This window comes from Dyadobacter sp. NIV53, from assembly GCF_019711195.1.
Classification (GTDB): Bacteria; Bacteroidota; Bacteroidia; order Cytophagales; family Spirosomataceae; genus Dyadobacter.
Map to the genome: position 1 here is coordinate 4,917,343 of NZ_CP081299.1, position 21,526 is coordinate 4,938,868.

Below are 21,526 nucleotides of genomic sequence, written 5' to 3' on the forward strand. Positions count from 1 at the left end.
GATTAATTTCTTCCACCTCCTACTTCATAAATTAGTGAACCGTAAAAAGTCTCAATTAAACGATTCGTAATGACAAAAGTTCAGGTTGTATTAGTGGCCGTAATAGCGATTATCAGTGCCTCTTTCGGCTTTCAGCAAATTAACACACTTCCCCATTCTATATCCGTTCAGTCAGATTCTTTAACAAAATCCGATTCCATTGTTCGTCCCGAGTGGGCGGTTCTTTATGATTCTCTTCACCTGGAAGAAAAGGGATTATCCGAAAAAGCTTTCCGTTATGCCTGGTTTGGTTTCCAGAAAATGAAACTGCATAATCCAATTCTGGCTATTGCAGATTTCAGCCAATCGTCACGTAACAAGAGATTATATGTGATTGACCTTCTGAAGAAAAAAGTCCTGATGAATACTTACGTCGCACATGGAAGAAATTCGGGCGAGGAGTTTGCCAGGAAATTTTCCAATAACAATTCTTCCTTTGAATCCAGTCTTGGTTTTTACAAAACATTAGGCACTTACCAGGGGAAACACGGACTTTCGCTCAAACTGGAAGGCGTGGAAAAAGGGATTAACGACCGCGCTTTTGAAAGGGCGATCGTGATGCATGGTGCTGATTATGTGAGCGAATCGTTCATAAAAAATACCGGAAGACTTGGCAGAAGCCAGGGTTGTCCTGCGGTATCAATTATGGACAGCAAAAAACTGATCAATATGTTATATGATGGTGCCGGCCTTTTCATCTATTCCATGGACCAGAAATATTTTAAGTCCTCGCAATTATTATCTGGTTTAACGCCTTTGGAGGAAAATCATACTTTGGGTACACCTGATCCGGCTTTGTATACATCTTCAAAATAAAGTAAATCACCTTTTTCATTGCAATCGGCTCCCAGATAAAGCAGGAATACCGGAATCCTTCTTTTCAGTTTATGCCATTTAGGAGGAACAGAAACGGTATCAGGCTCAGTCAGAAAATCACTTTTCAATAATTCGGTACCTGCCATAAAATTGGCAAGCTCTGTGGGATGTTGCACACGCACACAGCCATGGCTTCTCCAACGGTTGTTTGTACTAAAAAGGTAGCGTGCGTTAGTGTCGTGTAAATAAATAGCAAGCGGATTTTTGATCTCCACTTTCAGCAATCCGAGCGAATTATCCTCCCCTGTTTCCTGACGAAAACGGTATGGAAAGTTTTCTGCTGATAGTTCATCCCAATCAATTTCTTCCGGATCGACGGCTTCCCCTTTTGAATTGATTAGTTCAATCCGGTTATTAGCCATATAGTCTTTACTCGCCTTGGCTTTTGGCAGAATCTCTTTGATGGCAATGCTCTTGGGAACATTCCAGTATGGATGCGTAACGATACTTGTGGCGTAGGTATCAATCGTAGGCGTAGGTGTATCGCGTTTTCCCACAACAGTCCGCATGGTAATGGCATTGTTTCCGGAGGAATCCATCCCGGTAAGATAAGCGCCCCTGATATTGACCATCACCAGTCGCGGGGCATCCTTTGACTGCCTGTGTATCCAACGGTACGCGTTCAGTGATTCGGCCACAACGGCGGCACTGTCTTTTTTGTTTTCCTTCAACAAACGTGCGTAGTGTATTTTGAGATTTCGGTAAACCGGATAAGCCGGTTCAAGCAATTCGAGCACTTTCTCTATGGATTGTCCTTTTACAAGTTCTTCCGCAGCCGAGCGCAGCACGGCAGTATCTGCCTGAATCTTCTTTTCCGTATATCTTAATGATGGTTTATGGCCATACGCGGCTTCTTCCAGTAGAGCAAATACGGGCGCGTTATCCTTTTGGACAGCGAATTTGTCGGTATTGATTCCTGCTGCTAAGGCGTACTCAAGAATCTTCGAATAATTTTTTTCCTGACTCAGAGTTGCTGTCAATTCCTCACGGCTCATCTGCTTCGGATCCTTTTTACAGGACTGGATAATGGCAAGCGAAAACAAAATTAACAGGGGAATATATCTTGATCGGCCAAGGCCTGATAGCATTTGCATTTTAGAGAGTTTTTGGTCTGTGCCGGTATATATAAAATTGTTGTGCTAACCACTTTGCAAAACGCTAAAAAGAATTAAAGTGCTATGAAATAATACATTATTATAATTTATGACGAATAAAACAATGACAGGATCGTTATAAGTGTAGAAATAATTGAACAGAGTTTAGAACGATTGTATGATAATTCCTCTAAAAATATCATTAACTTCATTCAACAAAACTTTAAGAAATCATGCACAAGAGCAAACCTTTTATAGACCGCAGAGATGCCGGCTTTGAACTTGGAAAACTTTTAGAAAAAAAATACAAAGGAAAAAATGCTTTGGTATTGGGAATTCCCCGCGGCGGGGTTGAAGTTGCCTATGATATTTCTAAAATATTAGACGCCGAACTTTCCGTAGTAATCAGCAAAAAACTGCCTCACCCCGACCAGCAGGAATTTGCTGTTGGAGCTGTATCCGAGGACGGATCATTGTTTATTAATTCGGCAGGCAGAAAGCTAAGCGAACATACATTGCAAAGGATCATTGATGAACAGTTTAAGGAAATCAAAAGCCGGATCCAAAGGTTCCGGAATGGCCAGCAATTGCCATCCATGCTGAACCGTTGTGTCATTATTGTGGACGATGGCATTGCAACAGGTTCTACCATTGTACCAGTGTTAATGCTTTGTAAAAACAGGAATGCCGCGAAAGTGATCGTCGCTGCACCGGTATCAGGTTTAACCTATGTAACAGAAATAACATCTCTGGCTCATGAAGTAATCATTGCAGAAAAGCCAGAAGATTTTTATGCAGTCGGTCAGGTTTACAGGGATTTTCACGAACTGAGTGATGAGGAAGTATTGCTCTTACTGTCAGACGAATATATAAAAAGCTAATGGCCAATACACCTACCGTTATTTAGAATTTATTCGATATTAAGATCATAGATTGGATTTTATTTCAGCTAATTTTGAGGTAAATCTAAATCCTCTATGAAACAAAATTACTGCGTTTTTATATTTCTGCTTCTTTTATCATTACGCGCTATAGCTCAAATCCCATCCATTACTAATGTTTATCCGGAAACCGCCTGTCTGGGGGCAGTTCATAAGATCCAGATGTCGGTTAACGGCGAATTTGCTAAAGACAATCAATTTACCGTACAGGTAAGGCAGAATGAAACTTCTCCGATCGCCTACACAATTCCTGGTATGCTTAAAGATGGCAAACTGGAAGTTGTTCATAAGGATTCGACCTTATCACTATATCAGAATGTGCAGTTAAGAATTGTATCTTCTTCGCCCAAGGTTGAAAGTGCGTGGGTTATTTTCACAATCAATTCCAAAGGATTTATACAGCTTACTCTGGCTGATTCCGATACAATAAATGCCGGCGACGACCTTACAATTAAATTCACCACATTCAGTTCAAGCAGTGTTCAGGTATTGCTGAATAACGGCTCTGAATTCAGCATATCATCCTATGCCGAAGGTACTTTTGAGACTTATCACCAGATAGGCGCCGATAAATCAGATCCTTTTTACATTGTTCAGGCTAATAATATTTGCGGGGCCATGAAAACCAGCGGACAAGCAATAGCAGTTATTAACCCGGTTTCCCTGCGTACCACATCTGTATATCCCTCCTCCACCTGTGAAGACGGGGAAATCAGGGTTGGATTTTCAGTTTTAGGTACGGCTTTACCGGCACAAACCAAATACAGACTGAGATTTACCGTGTACGACAGTGATCTGGGCAGCTTCAAAATAGCCGAAGCGCCTGCTGAATTAAAAGGAAATGCATTGGTAGCGAGGTTTCCCCAAACTTTAAAAATCACCAGCCGAAGTGTATATAAAATTAAGATATTAGCTGATAATCCGGCCGTTTCCGGTGCTTACACAGATTATGACTTTTATGTTTACCCCAAGGCAACAGCACTCTTTAACACGCCAGGTAAATCGATTAATGTTGGTGAAAAAGCTACAATTGGTGTAAGTTTTACAGGTTTATCGCCCTTTTCAGCCGAATTGCAGGACGGAACAACCATCTCAACAAGTTACAGCAGAGACTACATGGCCGATGTAAGGCCTGATAAAACAACTACCTATACCATCAAATCATTCACATCTGGCTGCGGGCAAATCACTCCGCCTGCGACACAGAAAATGGTAGTTACGGTGAATCCGGGGATTTTCCTGGAAACCGATGGCGGACCGGAAATATTTTGTGCGGGATCTGTGGTAAAAGTAAAAATGGCTGCCAATGTTGACCTGAACGCCGCCACTTTTACTGTCAATGCAATTTTTGCCAATGAAACTGCTTACTCCTTCCCTGCCAAACGATCCGGCGATTCCCTGGAATTTACAATCCCTTCTCTTCCTGCCAATACTGACCCTTTACTTAGTTATGACGGAATAATTGCATGGAACATCACCACACTAAATCCTGCGTTAAAATCAAATAATTCAGATAAATATGTGGTACAAAGCATGCCGGGAATGACACTGCTTGAACACAGTAAACTGAACTATAATACACCGTCCCAGGCTTCGTTCGGCTATGCTCTGAATGGAAAAGGGCCATATAAAATTGAAGATGCGGATAAAATTATCTACGATACGGAGGGTTACGAAATATGGTATCCTTCCATTTATGTTAACAGAACAAAGGATTTTAAATTAAGATCAATCAGCAATTCATGCTTTAAAAACGAAACCTTGCCAACAGTCCGCCTGACGCTGGATGTTTCAGACACGCCTCCGGGATTATATATGGAGCCGCTGAAACCAACGATTTGCCGTCAGGACAGCCTCGAAATTACATTTGCAAAAACAGGCAGTTTTACGAATGAAAACGTTTTTAAAATTGAAGGATACATTGACTGCTGTACATTTCTGACCCTGGCAACGGTAAATACGGAAGGGAAATACAAAGTAAAAATTCCGGCCAGCCAGTTTCATTCCGCTTATGTTACTTTCAGGATATCCTCAACCAGCCCGGAGGTTTTTAGCGAAAGCTTTCAGGTAAAGATCGAGTCTTTACCTGCTAACTTTAAAATAAAACCGGTCGGGACTGCCCTGTTGCCCATAGAAACCTGGCAGGATACAGAGGTTGATCTGTCAATTTCTTCTGATGGCGCCGGCATAATTTCTTCATTTATATACTCTGACGGTATTTCGGACAAAACAAAGAATTTAAAATCCTATGAGAACAGCGTAAAGGTTTTACCACCAGTTGGGACTACAACCGCCTACACAATTAAATCAGCAACAAATGAATGCGGAACTGTACCGGTTAACCTCACCACCTATATACGAACGATACCTTACCGGATTATTATAAACGCAGCAGAAAATGCCAGGACATCCAATTTTTGTCCCGAAGGCAGCCTGGTCATTCCTTTTGTTACCATTGGCAGAAAAGAAATAGATCCGACCTTTTCTTTACAAGTAGCAAAAGAGAAAAGCACTGAGTTTATTACGCTGGTCAGGGATCAGTCATCCCATCAGTTTATCACTACGGTTCCTGCCACACTTGAACCGGGCAATTACCAGCTCCGGGTTATATCTTCTGATGGTGCCTTTTCAAACATTATAAATATACAAATAGGAGCAATTCCCGGCGCTACCATTACCTCAGACCAACCGCAGCCAATTACGCTATAGTGGGGACAGTCCTTGCCTTTAAAAATAAATTTTACAGGCTCCGCACCCTGGACGGTCGTTTACGAAAACAGTACCAGGCTGACAACCTCGAATAATCCGGAAACGAGATCGGTTTATATGGACAGAGGGCAGGAATATTCAATAAAAACGGTTTATAATAGCTGTGGTTATGGTACAGTTTCAGGAAAAGTACTGGTAAAGGTTACACCGCAGATCAGCTTTTTTTCGGATGTTCAGCAAGTATGCGATGGTGCCGATCTGACGGTCCGGTACCAGGTTTTGGGAGATGCAGTCATCGGTACTGATTATCTCCGTTTTGAATTGGTTAATACACAAAACCAGAAAATTACTGTTCTTGATTCAACACGAAACCAGTCAGGCAGCATTTTACTTAAAATCCCAACCGGCCTAAAAAATAATGATTATCAGATAAGGGCAATCATCAGAAGTATTAATCTGGCGACCGTTCTGAAAATGGATTTTAACACGAAACCAAGTGTTACGATCAGCGGGAATACGACAATAAACAGCGGGGAAAATGCGCAGTTGCTTATTCAAAGCAACAGTTCAGTAAATGAAGCCATAAATTATAAACTTTCTAACGGCGTTGCGGGTACTTTTTACGGAGGGTCGGGTAACAGTGAGTATTTTATTAAGGTAAATCCTGCCACAACAACCACTTACACGCTTGCTTCTGTATCTAATGTCTGTGGTGAAGGAAAAACTTCCGGCAACGCAACTGTGGAGGTAAATCCAGCCAGCGAAAGAACTATTACAGTAACCGGCTTATCGTCGGTAGACAATTTTGGGTTGTGTTTGGGAGATACAATTTTAATAACCTACTCACAGAAAGGCAATTTTACGGCAGCCAATATCATGACCGCTCAGATCTCGGATTCGACAGGTAAAAATTTCAGGCCTGTTGTTACAGTCGGAAACATATCACCTTTGAAAGCCGTAATTCCAACCGACCTGTTTATTGGCAAAAAATACCGGATACGCGTAGCAGCCTCAGATGCCGGAACAGGAAGCGGTGCTTACGAATATCCGATCACCGCAAGTCCGAAAGCAAAAGCCCGTTTCCCGTCTGAATCGGTATTGTATGACGGAATAACCAATCCTAAAATAATAGTTTTACTCGAAGGAGGAGATTACTGGCAATATGAATTTGGTACAGATTTAAACATACAATCAAGAAGTACTTACAATTCTTCTGATACCATTACACTGTCCAAGGCAGCACCAAGCCAGTTTTTCAAATTATTCAGTGTTTCCAACCAATGCGGACCCGGGATTATCGAAAATCCGTTTATCGTAAAAGTGGAAGTTATTACCGGTGAGCCGGCATTAATAGAGTCAGGAGTCGTTATTGCACCCAATCCGGCTCAGGATTATTTAATGTTAAAATTTGATCATGCATTACCAAGGAACATCCGGATGGTCAATATGTTTGGCATTCCGCTTATTTCTAAATCCACCAAAGCAAAAGAAGATTCCGTAGATATAAGAAATCTGTCAGCAGGAATTTACATCATTGAAATAGAGTATAATGGCAGGAAGTCTTCTTACAGAATTATAAAAAGGTAGTATCATTCCTCCGGTTTTATTGATCTGATAAAATAACCCTCATGAAAAAAATTTACCTGCTTGTTTTTATTCTTTTATCGATACCATTCATTGCCCAAGCCCAAAACCCTGTCATTGTTGTTGGCTATCCCGAACTGGCATGCCTGGGCATAACACATAAAATTCCGGTTACAATAACTGGTGAATTCAAAGCAGAAAATAAATTCGTAGTGCAGCTTCGCCAGGAAACCTCCCAGGCCGTTTTGGCCGAATTGCCTGCTGTATTAAAAAACGGGGATATGGAGGTTACGTACCGCGATTCAAGCCTGTCTGTTTACGGTATGCTGCAATTTCGTATTTTATCTTCCTCTCCCAGGATTGAAAGTGCATGGACTAATTTCAAAGTCCACAGTAAAGGTATTATCCGGTTGGAAGCGGCTGTTTCAAACAGGGTCAATGCCGGGGAAGAAATGCCTGTTAAATTCACCACTTTGAGTTCTATAGAGGTAGATCTTAGTTTAAGCAACGGGGCAGAGTTTGAAATAACTTCTTATTCTCAAAATCCATTTACAACCTACCATCAGGTTCCGGTCAGCAGTGAAGAACCGCTTTTTATTAAAACCGCGGTCAATGCATGCGGGCCTATGCAGAAAATCGGACAAATCAGCCCGGTTATCAATTCCACTTCGGTAAGGACAACCTTCGTGAGCCCCCTTAATGTGTGCGAAGATGGGGAATTGAAAATAGCATTCTCCACAGCGGGTGCACCTTTTACGCCAGAAACCAAATACAGTGTAAGGTTCAGCTCCATAATTGTTACCACACGCGACAGTTTATTTACAACAGAAGTTCCGGCAGAATTAAAAGATGGCGTCCTGGTTGCCCGGTTTCCACAGACTCTGAACCTCAAAGCTAAAACACAATTTAAAGTAATCATACTGGCTAAAAATCCGGAAATAACGGGTGCTGCGGGCGAAGCGATTGTAACCGTGTATCCTAAACCAGCCGTTGATTTTTATACGCCTGATATCACAGTCAATGTTAATGAAGAGGCCACAGTCGGGGTTATTTTTAAAGGCATTCCTCCTTTTTCTGCTGATCTGGGCGACGGATCAACGATAACGGCTGATTACTCAGGTGAAGTGTATGTGTATAAAATGCCCGAGAAAACGACTTCCTACACCATTAAAACATTTTCCTCTGGTTGTGGAATAACTGATGTAACTTCTCCTCAGAGTATGGTGGTTACAGTCAATCCGGGAATTGCTGTTATACCGGAATCAAATCCACAGATCCTGTGCGTTGGCAGCACTTCGAAAATACGTATCAAGACAAACGGGAATTTTGGGCCGGCAACATCTTATACGGTTCATGCTTTCCTAAGCAGTATATACGAGTACACATTCCCGGCTAACAGAAATGGAGATTATCTGGAATTTATTATCCCTGAATTACCGGAAAATACGGATCCTTCCCGTATGTATGATAACCTGAACAACCTTTATGTTACCACTGACAATCCCGGCTTTGAATCTAAACCCTCCTACATTTACACCATTCAGAGTAAGCCGGTGATGACTTTGTACGAAAACAACAAGTTTAGCTATGATGCGCCGGGTATTGTCAGCATTACCTATAATTTGTATGGCAAATGGCCTTTCAGGATTGAAGATGAGCAAGGCAAAATATTTACCATTCAGAACAACTGGTGGGCACCGGAATTTTATCTTGACAAAACGAAGGATTTCAAAGTAAAATCGGTTAGTAATGCTTGTTTCAAAACAGAAAACCTGCCTTCCACACGTGTAACTTTGACTAATACAAACCTGCCGGGACTTTATCTGGAGCCTTTACAAGCAAGTACGTGTTATCAGGACAGCATTAATGTTACCATTGTAGCTCCCGGAATTTTTCAGGATGATAATGTTTTTAATATTGAAGCTTATTCTGATTGCTGCAATTTCACGACCGTAAAAACGGTTCGTCAGGGTGGTTCTTACAAGATAAAAATCCCTGCCAGCCAGAACAATTTTACTTATCCGGCAACTGTGCGTGTTACATCCACCAATCCGTTGTTTATCAGTGAAACTTATCAGCTAAGAATAGATTCTCATCTCACCAATTTTAATGTCAATCCCGTTGGGACGGAGCTTCAACCCGCTTTGATGCTGAAATCTGATGAGCAGACCATAAATTTTAGCGCAACGGGAGGAGGGGTTACCTCACTTACGTATTCGGATGGAACCTCAGATAAAAAAGCGGATTTTGAAAATCCGGATAACCTGAGTATTAAAATTTCCCCGGCTGCCGGCCAGACTACCACTTATACACTCAAGTCGATAACCAATAACTGCGGCACGAGTCAGGCTAATATTTCAACATATATCAAAACGCTGCCATACCAGATTAAAATAACGGATTTTGAACCTTATACCAATATTTTTTGCAGTGGCAGTCCGGTCAGTATTCCTTTTGGTATTTCCAATGGCGATGCCGGAAATGCTACATTTTCTCTTCAGATAGCACGGGAAGGCGATCTGGCCTTCACAAACATAACGAGCGGAGAAACGACAAGAATGTTCAAAACTATAATGCCCGCGAATTTAACAGAAGGATATTATCAGATGCGGATTATTTCTTCGGACGGGGGAGTTTCTAATATTGTCAGATTTGAAATTAAAGTAATTCCTTCTGCCAGACTTTCCGTTAACCTGCCCGAACCTGTTCTGGTTGCCGCTGGTCAGGCCGTTGACTTTAAATTAGACTTTACCGGCTCTTTTCCATGGACGGCCATTTATGAAAACAATACCAGTCAGACTACGTCGATAACGCCCGATATCCGAACCGTCCGCCCAACAACCGGCCAGGATTTTTCAATAAAAGCAGTTTATAATACCTGTGGTTATGGAATAGTATCAGGTGCTGTGGCTGTTCAGGTTCAGTCCGGGCTAAATACTGATTCCGATGATTATGCAGCATGTCCTGGCGGAAACTTCACGGTGTCTTACAGCCTTTCCGGTGACGCCGATTTGACCAGTGATTATATCCGGTTTGAATTATTTGATGTGCAAAGCCGGAAGGGTATTTATCTGGATTCAACCCAGATCAGACAGGGCAGAATTACGTTAAAAATTCCATCCGTTTTATCCGGTACTGAATATCAGATACGCAGTACGGTCAGGAAATCCGGGCTTGAATCCATTATGGGCATAAGGCTTACCGTACCGGCGAACGTTATGCTGAGCGGAAATACTACCATTAACAGCGGAGAAAGCACTCAATTGATCATTCACAATAATAATATTATTGCCGAACGGATTAGTTATCAATTATCCGATGGAAAAAAGGGTTTTTTTTATGGAAGCGAATCCGATTCGTTTATTGAAGTAAGCCCATCTGAAACGACGACTTACACGCTTACTTCTGTATCAAACAGCTGTGGGGCAGGAAAAGTATCGGGCAGTGCATTGGTGGAAGTAAATCCGGCAAGTGAGCGATCCGTTAACGTTACAAGCTGGTCGGCCTTAGGAAGTTTGGGATTTTGTCTGGGAGATTCAATTGCGGTTTATTACGCACAGCAAGGCACTTTTACGGCAAGCAATATCATGAGTGTTCAAATCTCGGATTCAACAGGCAAAAATTTCACGACAATACCTACCGTTGGAAAAATCTCACCTTTAAGAATAGCTATTCCGGCAAACCTTATTCCCGGCAAAAAATACAGATTACGCGTCGCAGCCTCAGATCCCGGAACAGCAAGCGGCGCATTTGCCTATCCGATGACCCCGGCAAAAAAAGCAATAGCCCGCTTCGCCTCGGAATCGGTATTGTACGACGGGGTTACCAATCCGAAGATCGTTGTTTTGCTTGAAGGTGGAGCCTACTGGCGTTATCAGTTTGGCACAGACCAGAACTTTCAAACGCGAAGTACCTATAATTCTTCTGATACAATTACATTGAACCAGGTTTCTCCAAACCAGGTCTATACATTATTTAATGTGATTAACGAATGCGGAGCCGGGATTATAGGAAATCCATCATCCGTAAGAGTGGAAGTGATCACGGCTGAGCCTGCGAAAATACAGTCAAAAATGAGCGTAGCGCCAAATCCAACACAAGATTATATTCTGCTCAGATTTGAAAGCGTTTCACCAAGACATTATACATTGTACAATTTGCAGGGAATCAGCATTCAAAACCGGCCGATAAGAGAAAAAGAAGAACAAATTGATATCAGGAATATCCCTTCCGGAATCTATATTTTACAGGTTGAAGAGGCAAAAATGAAAACAGCATTTAAAATCATCAAACAATAAGCAAATTCCGAAATATTGGTGGAAACGAGATAAGGAATACTATATACGATTTCGTTTCCACTTCACACTTATCAAAGAACCCTCTGCAAGCATGACCGAATCTGGCTCCGTTCCTTTCAGAAAATCAAAGTCCTTGCCATACATCGCAGCAAAATTGCAGTTGATCTCATAATTTGTCACATCATTTACAAGCCAGCGGTCATGGTGAATATTGTATTCTTCTGTTGCTGTATCGTCTATTCTGGTATAACCGTAATAGTGCTCGAATATAAACTCTTCAATACTGCCAGCCTCCATGGGTTTGCCTTCCGCCCCAGCCTCAACTGAAATAGCGTTCCATTCCCTGTTGATATTCCACTCAAATCTGATCTGCTTCGTTTCCGGATTGATATTGTAAGTATGGCTCGTTGGAATAGAAACATAATGCTCTTTGTATAAATAATTAGCGACCCACGCCACCAGTTTGCTCGGAACGGTTTCATTAATAAACACAACGCCACGTTTTATCTCATTCCCAACTTTGCGTGTTACATAAAAGCGCAAATTGACTTCTTCAAAAGTGCCGAGAATGGGAATAGGAACACCAAAGATCCTGGTATCCCTGAAAAGAAAACCCACCAGGCTTACATAAGTTTTCCCCTGATAAAAATCCAGTTCAACGCCTTTTGGAAGGTATGGTGCTAGTACTTCGGGGGGAACAGCATAGTTGGCCATGATCAGGTTTTCCCATTGGGCGGTTAGGAAGTTGGTCATGGGGTGTGAAGTGGTTAGCTTATGGCTTTGAGTTGTGAGATGAAAGAGTGCTTTCTCAATGTGCAATATATAAAAAAGAGGCTGTCTCAAAAGAGGGCACTGAAAAAGCTTCTCAATTATAGGACTACCCAGAGCGGTCAGGTAAATTTTATTTACTTGACCGCTTTTGTTGTTTAAATGTGATCTGCAAATGGACTACCGTCCCAAAATGTTCGAATTTAGGTTTATCAGTGTTTGTCTTTAGTTTTGCGAGCCTAGTTGGTAAGTTTGATAATTCTTTTCAGATTTACTGCGAAGATGGCTAATGCTCCCTGCATCTGCATATTTTCAATTCCATAAGATGTTGCGCGGCCATAGCCATGGACATTCTTTAATTCACTGTTTTTTGCTTCGATCTTATACCGATGTTTTATTTTCTGCTTGTAATAGTCAGTTTCCTGAAAGGCTGTCTGTTGGAGGTGCGAGTCCGATTTTATGCTCACTGAATAGGATTTCGTTTTGGCCCCCCGCTTATAACAGTTCTCACTTAAGGGACAGATTTTACACTTCTCGACATCGAAATAGTAGGTATAGGTCTGATTTGTCCCCACATTCTTCCTTCCCTGACGTGCCTTTCGAATGGCCAGATGCCCGGCCGGGCATACGAACATGTCCGCATCTTTGTTGTAATCGAAGCGGTCTTCATTCTTTCTGGATCCTTGGGTAATAGAAGGGTTCAGCTTGGCAACCACCTTGATATCCTGCTCACTGGTTAGTTGAAGATTATCCTTTCCCGAATAGGCTGAATCGCCGATGATCGTGTCTACTTCAATGCCGTTGTCCTGGCTGATCTGCAAAAGTTCAGGAAGTTGTGGACCATCTCCCTTTTCTCCCGAGGTGACCACTGCGGCGGTAATAATACGTTCTTCTGTCATGGCAATATGGGTCTTGTAGCCAAAGAACTTGCTGTCAGACGATTTATGGCCCGTCCTGGCATCGCTGTCTTTGGAGAGCGTATAGTTCTCCAAAGTATCCTCCATTGTTTCCTTTAACAGGTTTAGTTTTTCCTTGATCGCAGGGATATAGATCAACGTCTGATCCGATTCTATACACTTCGCAAGCTCATTACAATAGGCAAGCTCCTTTTCGAGCTCGCCCGAATCATTCTTTTTAGGCATACGCTCTTTAATGTCAGCATCCACAGCATAAACGGCTTTGCGTAAAAGCTTTGAATGCTCCCTAAGCACCTTAAGGGCTGAATGTGGATTAGATCTGGAAAGCGAATGGGTAGCATCTACGATAATGGATCGAGAGCAAACAATACCCTTTTCAATCGCTATGGAGACTGTTTTGCCTATCAACAGCTTCAATAAGTCGGCATCTTTCAAACGCAATTTTCTAAACTTTGTCAAAGAGCTCGGATTGATGACTTCATCCTCGGGGGCCATGCCAAGGAAATACTTGAAGGACATATCGTAGCGGGAACGTTCGACTACATCTACGTCTGAAATGGTGTAGATTGTCTTCAGCAACAGGAATTTGAACATCCGTACGGGGCTCTGTGCTGCACGTCCGTTATCAGAACAATATTTACCTGCAAGCTCATCATAAATGAAGCTAAAGTCGATCAATTCATTAATCCTGCGAAGAAGATTGTCCTTGGGAATGATCAGGTCATACAATCCGGCGAACGCAGTAAATTGAATTTTTTGTTGGTGAATTAACATCTGAATCCCTTTCTAAATCCACCTTAAGATACCAAAAAAGGAGCAGAAAAACTTAATTTCCTACTCCTTTCTCTGACTCAGATACAAGAGGACTTTTTCAGTACCCTCGTCTCAAAAAGGCAGTCTTTTTTCATGTTTATTGAGTTGTTTATTTTTCTGAAATTGATTATCTTTAGGTATAAGCAAATCAGGAAAAATGGGACGCCGACAGCCTACTTTCAAACCTTATCATCAACATCAGTTGATGCTCTTACCCCCAAGTTTAGATGAGTTGATACCCAAAGATCATGCTTGTCGTGTGGTTAATGATATCGTAAACAGGATCAGTTTAGAGCCGTTGAATGCTGCTTATCATACAACAGGCTCATCCAGTTATCATCCCCAGATGCTATTGAAAGTCTTGGTTTACGGCTACGTGAGCAACATTTATTCGAGTAGGAAGTTAGAAGCAGCTTGCAAGGAGAGCATCTACTTTATGTACCTGAGCTCGATGAGCTATCCTGATCATAACACAATTAACCGGTTCCGGGGCGTACGTTTGAAAAATGCACTGCGTGCTGTTTTTGAGCAGGTGGTGGAGCTGCTTGCTCTGGAAGGATTTTTGAGTATTGAAGAAGTGTACACAGATGGCACGAAAATCGAGGCTAATGCCAATAAATATACTTTTGTGTGGAAGAAGGCGATTACGACCAATAAGGAAAAGATGAAAAAGCAGCTGGCCCATATCTGGGAATATGCTCAGAGTGTTGCTGCCAGTGAAGATAACCTACCAGATCCACCAGACCTGACTACGATCAATAAAGAAAAAGTCCAGCAGACTGTTGATAAACTCAATCAGGTGCTGGCTGGAAAAGACAATGTAGACAAGAAGATGAAGGCCAAACTGGGGTATGTTACCAAACATTATCCGGTCAATATCGAACGTTACGAAAAGCAGGAGGCTATTTTAGGCGAGCGGAATAGTTACAGTAAGACTGATATTGACGCCACATTTATGCGTCTGAAAGAAGATCACATGAAAAATGGTCAGCTTAAACCGGCCTACAATGTGCAAATATCAACTTCGAACCAGTTTATTGTCAATTACACGATCCATTCTAATACGACTGATACCAACACACTTGCAGAGCATCTTCAACAACATGAAAACAGTTTTGGTGCATCACCCAAATGTTTGACTGCCGATGCTGGCTACGGCTCGGAAGAAAATTATACTTTGCTGGAAGGGAAAAATGTAACTGCTTATGTAAAGTATAGCCTCTTTGATAAGCGTCAAAATCGCGCCTACAATAAAAAGCACCCATTCAGTGCTGATAAGCTTTTTTACAACGCTGCGGCAGATCATTATATCTGTCCAATGGGCCAGAAGATGCGCTACATTGGTAACAGCAAACGCAAAACAGTCACGGGTTTTGAGCAGACAGCCAAACTCTACAAGGCTATCAATTGTCAGGGATGTCCACTAAACGGTGTCTGTCACAAGTCGAAAAGTGAAAGGATTATTCAGGTCAATGTGAATTTGGAACGACAGAAAAAGAAAGCAGACGAACTTTTGAAAAGTGAAGAAGGTATTGAAAAACGAAAGAAGCGATGTTTTGATGTAGAACCTGTCTTTGGTAATATTAAAAATAACCACGGATTCCGCCGGTTTATGCTTCGTGGTAAGCACAAGGTCGAAATTGAGTGGGGATTGCTTGCAATAGCACAGAATATTAGAAAAAGGGCTGCATAAAGGTCCTATTTTCGTCATATTCTGTTATATAGCCTTGTTAGCTTTAACAATGCTACCAAACCACCAAATCCTAATACAAGAAAATCGAAACGAATGAGGGCACCTCAATTTGAATTTGAGACGCCCTCTTGAAAACTACTTTTTGCTATTCTTGAGATATAATTTTCCAGATCTTTTGGATTGGTCAGAAGGAAACCGGAAGTTTTTGCATCTGCATAAGGTTTCAGCAAACACGCACCTCTTGAACCCAGCGCACCATCAGCATAGATCTTAAAACTATGAACAGTAAGCCGGTCAGTAGAAAACGGCCCTTTTGGTAAATAATAATCGAGATTGGCCGGACTAACGCTGATCATGGCATAATCACGGATTTTTAAGGAACCGTTTTTATGCATTTTATCAATCAGTTCAATATCTGCACGATCCAACCCGGCATCAGATATAGTTGTTAATCCGACAGATAAACAAGCAGTTTCCGCATTTTTGATTTGTTTCTGTTTTTCCTGTTCGGTTGCTTCAGGAATCACACGATATACCAGACCCATTGCATTATCGACCAAAATTCCCGTCGGCGTTCCATTTTTAATTTCCACCAAACCACCTTCTGCTTTACTATTGCTGGTAACATTTGCAAGTTGTAATGCTTTGGAATTGGCAACAGCTGCATGGCCATCTATTCGTGTAAGTAGAACAGGTAAATCCGGAAAATTTTTATCCAGTAATTCTTTGGAAGGAAATGTTTTATTTTCCCAATCATTCTGGTCCCAGCCACGACCGATCAGCCAGGATTTATCCGGGTTTTTTTGCCTGAATGTTTTCAGGCGTTCAATGATTTCCTGAAATGATTCTGTTCCGGTCAGGTCTGCTTCATCAAACAACTGGCCCAAACCCAGAAAGTGGCTATGAGGATCAATAAAACCTGGATAAACTGATTTGCCCTTGGCATCAACAACTGAATCTGATTCATATTTACCCAAAATATCAGCAGAAGTACCTATTGCCAGAAATTTCCCGTCTTTTACCGCAAATGCTTCATAAGTACGGAATGAAGAATCGGTACTGTAAACCAAAGCATTGTGAATAATTAGATCAGCGGGAGAATGGTTATTACAACTAATGAAAACAAGGAGACTTAGAAAGAACGGGAGTGCCTGGTGAGTTCTTGACATAATATCAGATCAATTTTATTACAAGATAATATGGATTTAACTGGCAAGTTTACAAGATTAGGCAATGTACGAAACGTTCCGATGGAACGACGATTTTATCCGTTTCTGTTAAATTTTTCTAATTCTTATCTGTATTAAAACAAATATTATTTTGGATCACAAAAAACATCAAAACCTTCCATCTAATGCAATCCGCCAGCTGTCGCACCTTCCTGCACTTCTACCTGTTCCGTAATTCTTCGTCTGCCAACGACCAGAACTGACAAAGCAAGAGTAGCCGATGTGGCCATTGCTGCTACCATCGGAATGGCGGAAGGGACTTCAAACATACTGATCGCAACGGATATAATTGTTCCCATTCCCATTTGAATAGCGCCCATCATGGCTGATGCACTTCCTGCATTTTTGCTGAAAGGGGCCAGTGAAAGAGCTGCCGCGTTGGGATAAGTAAAGCCGATACTGCAAAGGAATAGAAACAAAAATGCGATTGTGATGTATAAAGTCAGCATTCCGTTTAATGCAACCGAAAGGAATGCCAAACCTACAATGACCTGGCATATCAGCGCAATATTTATGATCTGCTCACTTTTATATTGACGAAGAAATAACGTGTTCAGTTGACTGGAACCAATAAAACCTACCGAAAGGAATGCGAATATCCAGCCGTAAACTTTTTCATCGGTATGAAATACTTCCATAAAAACCAGCGGCGAGCCGGATACGTATGCAAATAAACCAGCGAAAGCAATTGCGCCGGTAAGAGCATATGTATAAAACTGCGGTTCGCGGAGAACTGACCAAAAATTAAGCAGAATAGGTTTTGGTTTTAGGGATAACGTCTTATCCGGTACATAGCTGTCTGGTAACCATAAAGCTGTTGCAAGCAAAATTGCTGCTCCCATTCCGGTAAGGATCAGAAAAACGGCCTGCCATCCGAAAGCTGCCGTTACGTATCCGCCAACGGTTGGGGCGATCATGGGTGAAACACCTACAACAAGAAGTAATAAAGAAAAAACTTTGGCATTGTCTTTCACCGGAAACAGATCACGAACCATAGCCACGGATGCAACCGCTGATGCGCAGCTCCCGATAGCCTGAATTATTCTCAGAAAAATAAGAGCTTCAATCGTTGTTGCATATGCGCAGCCTGCGGAAGCAATAATATACACAACAAGGCCAATGAATAACGGTTTTTTCCTTCCAAAACGGTCCAGCAACGGGCCGTACAAAAGTTGCCCCAATGAAATTCCAATAAAAAATCCTGATAAGGAAAGTGAAACTTTGGCGGCTGTTGTGTGAAGATCTTTGGCAATAGCCGGAAACCCGGGCAAATACATATCAATTGAAAAAGGGCCAAGTGCAGTCAAACTGCCTAAAATTAAAATCAGGAAGAAATAAGTCTTTTTAGACATCAGGAGTGAATATTGTATGATAGTAACTGAATGCGAATAACAGCAATTGCCGGAAGCCGGTTCGTATAAAATACAGATTAACACCAAATAGCGGTATTTAACAAAAAAAGAGATGCAGGATTTAAATCCGGCATCTCCGTTATATGTTATTCTAAAACAGATTCAGAACTTATTACTAAGCTAATTTCAGTTTTTTATAAACCTCACGCTCGCTCTCGCTAACAGTATAAGGAACCTTATTTTTTAGATAAATAATACATCCACGGCCTTTTTTGATTGGAGATATTTTCACAACATCTTCTCTGTGGATAATTATATTAATGAGTTTTTGACCCAATAGCTTAAATGTAACTGATTGTACCATGCTTGTTTTGTATCTCGGATTTAGTACTTTATGCAACACCATGTAACGAACTTCCTGACTTAAGATACAATAAGAAATAGTCCTTTGAAATCAGAAAGTAACCCAAATCATCTCGCTTACTCAATTGTAAAAAATTAGCCACTTCTTTTTTCGCGTCGGATTCGTCGTGTGCGCCAGTAACTGTTAAAACTGCGCCAGGCTTTAATGTAATTGCTGTGTTGTTACTTAATGTTGATACCATTGTAATGTTAATTAAGGTTCAGTCCGGTTGAAGAATTATGTTTTGACAGGATTAAATAAATAAACATGCCAGACATGAACAGGAGTGAGCTTATAACATTTTCAGGGCAATCATTTAGTCTATCGGTTGATGAATATATGTAATTAATTAATTGATTACAAGGTATTTATAAATTTGTTATAAAAATTTATAAATAGTATTAGAATAATATAATAAATAGGATAATTCTCTTATAAATAACTCTGAAACCGGGAATCTCATTTGGGGATTTTACAAAGATTGAAGCAGAAAAGCCACAGGTCATTTTCCTGGTCTTTCGTACGCTGCACTTCATCCTGTAAATACTGCACTTCGGTAAACATCAATTTTACAAAATCTGGTTTCTGTTCAAATTTGATATATACAAAATCAAAGGGCAGCATGAAAAATTTACTGACAGCACTTATTTTATTATTTGCAATGGCAGCAGGTGCTCAAACACAGATTACGGGCAAAGTCACTGATCGTAAAGGAGTTTCAGTTCCCGGAGCCAATGTGTATATAAAAGGAACTTACGACGGAACTTCATCGGATGCGGAAGGTAATTTTCTGTTTAGCACCAATGAAAAAGGAAAACAGGTCTTAACTATTCAATCTATTGGTTTCAAGGTTGTTGAAAATGAAATTGATTGTTCGGGGCAACCGGTTGTAATGAATACTTCTTTATCCGAAAGCATCAACTTGCTGACTGCCGTTACAATTACAGCCGGAGCAATGGAAGCCAGTGATAAAAGTAAAGCAGTGGTATTGAAACCCCTGGATATTGTAACAACTTCGGGAGCCATGGGTGATATTACCGCGGCATTTCTCACTTTACCCGGAACTTCAACCGTAGGAAACGACGGAAGATTGTTTGTCAGAGGTGGCGATGCTTCTGAAACAGCCATTTTTATTGATGGTTTGCAGGTTGGAAATGCTTTCGGCAGCACTGTTTCCAATGTACCTACACGCACACGTTTCAGTCCTAATCTTTTTAAAGGTTCATTTTTCAGTACCGGCGGATATTCGGCGGAATTTGGCCAGGCGTTATCATCCGCATTATCGCTTAATACGATTGATCTGCCTTTGAGAAGTCAGGGCGATTTGAGCATAATGTCTGTAGGCGGAGGTTACACACAAACACTTGCTGGAAAAAATAATGCACTTACCGCTTCGGCCAATTATTTCAATCTGGCACCTTATCAGGGATTGGTAAAACAAAAATTTGACTGGGAAAAAAGTCCGTCAGGTTGGGATACAGAGGTATCATTAAGGCAAAAATGGGGAAAAGCAGGTTTTATCAAAGCGTACGTACACACGGAAGGTGGCGGAATGACGATCTGGCAAAAGGTAGCCGGACAGGACGGAAGAGGCCAAAGGGTAGAGCTCAGCAACAGGTATTCATATGGAAATCTGTCGTTTCGCCAGGTTGGTAAGAACGACTGGTTTTTCTCAGGTGGGATTGCGTTTTCACATAACCGTGATGCAATTAGCCTTGATACGACGCCGGTTCGCCAGGTTACCCAACTTGTTCATTCCAAATTTGTGGCAACCAAAGATTTTAGTCCTCAGTTTTCGTTAAAAAACGGATTGGAATGGTATGTGAAATCTTATTCTGAGGCTTTAATTATTGATAATAAAAAACGAGATATAACTGATAACCAGTTTAATCACTTTATCGAAGCTACTTACTATTTCAGTAACAGGCTGATTGCTGTTGCAGGATTACGAAGTGGATACAGTACAGCAGCAAACCTGTATTGGCTGACACCGCGTGTTTCGGTTGCTTATAAGCTGAATCGGGGACAGTTTTCTATTGCTGCCGGGAGATTCAGGCAATTGCCGGACGAAAAGCTGCGGGTGTTACAAAACGATTTGAAAAACACAGAGGCGACCCATTATATTCTTAACTATTTTCTTGCCAATTATAACCGCACCTTCCGTGCAGAATCATTTTACAAGATTTATCATAATCTGTTAACATACAAAGGTGAGATTGGTAATCCACAAGGAATTGCGCTCCATGATCTTACTCTGTCAGGTTCAGGTTATGCAAGAGGTGCTGATTTTTTCTACCGGGATAAAACGACATTGAAAGGAACTGATTTTTGGGTCACTTACAGCTTTGTTGACAGCAAAAGAAAATTTGCCACTTATGAAACCAAGGTACAGCCTTCTTTTGCGCCAAAACACAATGGCTCGGTCGTAGTCAAACGCTTCGTGAGTACGCTGAAATCCCAGCTCGGAAGTTCCTGGTCCTGGAATAGCGGTTATCCGTTCAATAATCCCAATCTGCCAGGAGAAATGCAGGGGAAAACCAAAATGTACAGCGATCTGAGTGTAAGCTGGAGTTATCTGCCCAGGCCGAATATCATTCTGCATGCAGCTTGTTCTAATATTCTGGGAACCTCAAATGTATTCGGATATAAATATGCAAGTCAGCCGGATGAAACGGGAACATTTGCAAGCTTGCCAGTGGGACAAGGAGCGAAAAGATTTGCGTTCATTGGTTTGTTTATTACACTTTCCAAAGACAAAAATGCGAATCAGCTGAACAATTTATAATAAAAGAGAAGTCAGGTTTTAGAAA

Annotated in this window: 13 protein-coding genes; 7 read left to right on the forward strand and 6 right to left on the reverse strand. The window is 41.4% G+C overall.

What is annotated here, in order from left to right; all coding sequences use genetic code 11:
* Positions 1-69 precede the first annotated feature (69 nt).
* Positions 70-855: a murein L,D-transpeptidase catalytic domain family protein gene (locus KZC02_RS20230; RefSeq protein WP_221390355.1), complete on the forward strand. Its 786-nt coding sequence runs from the start codon at positions 70-72 to the stop codon at positions 853-855.
* On the opposite strand, the gene KZC02_RS20235 is transcribed toward KZC02_RS20230, so the two are convergent.
* Positions 807-2,009, reverse strand: a complete 1,203-nt coding sequence (locus KZC02_RS20235) for a L,D-transpeptidase family protein (RefSeq protein WP_221390356.1) — start codon at positions 2,007-2,009, stop codon at positions 807-809. The genes KZC02_RS20230 and KZC02_RS20235 overlap by 49 nt on opposite strands.
* A 233-nt stretch (positions 2,010-2,242) precedes the next feature.
* Here KZC02_RS20235 and KZC02_RS20240 point away from each other — a divergent pair, with 233 nt between their 5' ends.
* From KZC02_RS20240 to KZC02_RS20255, 4 genes are all read left to right on the forward strand, one after another.
* Positions 2,243-2,890, forward strand: a complete 648-nt coding sequence (locus tag KZC02_RS20240) for a phosphoribosyltransferase (protein ID WP_221390357.1) — start codon at positions 2,243-2,245, stop codon at positions 2,888-2,890.
* 96 nt (positions 2,891-2,986) lie between these two features.
* On the forward strand, positions 2,987-5,659 hold the full coding sequence (locus KZC02_RS20245; RefSeq protein ID WP_221390358.1) for a hypothetical protein: 2,673 nt from the start codon (positions 2,987-2,989) through the stop codon (positions 5,657-5,659).
* Between the two features lie 12 nt (positions 5,660-5,671).
* Positions 5,672-7,246, forward strand: coding sequence for a T9SS type A sorting domain-containing protein (locus tag KZC02_RS20250; protein ID WP_221390359.1), 1,575 nt, complete (start codon positions 5,672-5,674; stop codon positions 7,244-7,246).
* A gap of 41 nt (positions 7,247-7,287) precedes the next feature.
* Positions 7,288-11,541 carry a T9SS type A sorting domain-containing protein gene (locus tag KZC02_RS20255; protein WP_221390360.1) on the forward strand — a complete coding sequence of 1,418 codons (4,254 nt, stop codon included), beginning with the start codon at positions 7,288-7,290 and terminating at the stop codon, positions 11,539-11,541.
* Between the two features lie 39 nt (positions 11,542-11,580).
* On the opposite strand, the gene KZC02_RS20260 is transcribed toward KZC02_RS20255, so the two are convergent.
* Both KZC02_RS20260 and KZC02_RS20265 read right to left on the reverse strand, forming a co-directional pair.
* Complete coding sequence (locus tag KZC02_RS20260; protein ID WP_221390361.1) at positions 11,581-12,294, reverse strand: YqjF family protein; 714 nt, start codon at positions 12,292-12,294, stop codon at positions 11,581-11,583.
* A 254-nt stretch (positions 12,295-12,548) separates the two neighbouring features.
* Positions 12,549-14,000: an IS1182 family transposase gene (locus KZC02_RS20265; RefSeq protein WP_221390362.1), complete on the reverse strand. Its 1,452-nt coding sequence runs from the start codon at positions 13,998-14,000 to the stop codon at positions 12,549-12,551.
* Between the two features lie 196 nt (positions 14,001-14,196).
* On the opposite strand from KZC02_RS20265, the gene KZC02_RS20270 reads away from it, so the two are divergent.
* The gene (locus KZC02_RS20270; RefSeq protein WP_221389638.1) at positions 14,197-15,732 is read left to right on the forward strand and encodes an IS1182 family transposase; all 1,536 of its coding nucleotides are present in this window, start codon (positions 14,197-14,199) and stop codon (positions 15,730-15,732) included.
* A gap of 104 nt (positions 15,733-15,836) precedes the next feature.
* Here the strand turns inward: KZC02_RS20270 and KZC02_RS20275 are convergent, their stop codons facing one another.
* The 3 genes from KZC02_RS20275 to KZC02_RS20285 all read right to left on the reverse strand — a co-directional run bounded on the left by KZC02_RS20275 (position 15,837) and on the right by KZC02_RS20285 (position 18,918).
* The gene (locus tag KZC02_RS20275; protein ID WP_221390363.1) at positions 15,837-16,901 is read right to left on the reverse strand and encodes an amidohydrolase; all 1,065 of its coding nucleotides are present in this window, start codon (positions 16,899-16,901) and stop codon (positions 15,837-15,839) included.
* Between the two features lie 182 nt (positions 16,902-17,083).
* Positions 17,084-18,313, reverse strand: coding sequence for a multidrug effflux MFS transporter (locus KZC02_RS20280; protein WP_221390364.1), 1,230 nt, complete (start codon positions 18,311-18,313; stop codon positions 17,084-17,086).
* A gap of 392 nt (positions 18,314-18,705) precedes the next feature.
* Positions 18,706-18,918, reverse strand: a complete 213-nt coding sequence (locus tag KZC02_RS20285) for a hypothetical protein (RefSeq protein WP_221390365.1) — start codon at positions 18,916-18,918, stop codon at positions 18,706-18,708.
* Between the two features lie 420 nt (positions 18,919-19,338).
* Here KZC02_RS20285 and KZC02_RS20290 point away from each other — a divergent pair, with 420 nt between their 5' ends.
* Positions 19,339-21,501: a TonB-dependent receptor gene (locus KZC02_RS20290; RefSeq protein WP_221390366.1), complete on the forward strand. Its 2,163-nt coding sequence runs from the start codon at positions 19,339-19,341 to the stop codon at positions 21,499-21,501.
* The last annotated feature ends 25 nt before the right edge of the window (positions 21,502-21,526 follow it).

What these genes read in the sequence shown, in the direction of transcription:
- KZC02_RS20280 (WP_221390364.1), bottom strand. Translation starts at nt 18,313, where the DNA reads ATGTCTAAAAAGACTTATTTCTTCCTGATTTTAATTTTAGGCAGTTTG.
- KZC02_RS20235 (WP_221390356.1), bottom strand. Translation starts at nt 2,009, where the DNA reads ATGCAAATGCTATCAGGCCTTGGCCGATCAAGATATATTCCCCTGTTA.
- KZC02_RS20285 (WP_221390365.1), bottom strand. Translation starts at nt 18,918, where the DNA reads ATGGTATCAACATTAAGTAACAACACAGCAATTACATTAAAGCCTGGC.
- KZC02_RS20245 (WP_221390358.1), top strand. Translation starts at nt 2,987, where the DNA reads ATGAAACAAAATTACTGCGTTTTTATATTTCTGCTTCTTTTATCATTA.
- KZC02_RS20265 (WP_221390362.1), bottom strand. Translation starts at nt 14,000, where the DNA reads ATGTTAATTCACCAACAAAAAATTCAATTTACTGCGTTCGCCGGATTG.
- KZC02_RS20290 (WP_221390366.1), top strand. Translation starts at nt 19,339, where the DNA reads ATGAAAAATTTACTGACAGCACTTATTTTATTATTTGCAATGGCAGCA.
- KZC02_RS20230 (WP_221390355.1), top strand. Translation starts at nt 70, where the DNA reads ATGACAAAAGTTCAGGTTGTATTAGTGGCCGTAATAGCGATTATCAGT.
- KZC02_RS20275 (WP_221390363.1), bottom strand. Translation starts at nt 16,901, where the DNA reads ATGTCAAGAACTCACCAGGCACTCCCGTTCTTTCTAAGTCTCCTTGTT.
- KZC02_RS20260 (WP_221390361.1), bottom strand. Translation starts at nt 12,294, where the DNA reads ATGACCAACTTCCTAACCGCCCAATGGGAAAACCTGATCATGGCCAAC.
- KZC02_RS20255 (WP_221390360.1), top strand. Translation starts at nt 7,288, where the DNA reads ATGAAAAAAATTTACCTGCTTGTTTTTATTCTTTTATCGATACCATTC.
- KZC02_RS20240 (WP_221390357.1), top strand. Translation starts at nt 2,243, where the DNA reads ATGCACAAGAGCAAACCTTTTATAGACCGCAGAGATGCCGGCTTTGAA.
- KZC02_RS20270 (WP_221389638.1), top strand. Translation starts at nt 14,197, where the DNA reads ATGGGACGCCGACAGCCTACTTTCAAACCTTATCATCAACATCAGTTG.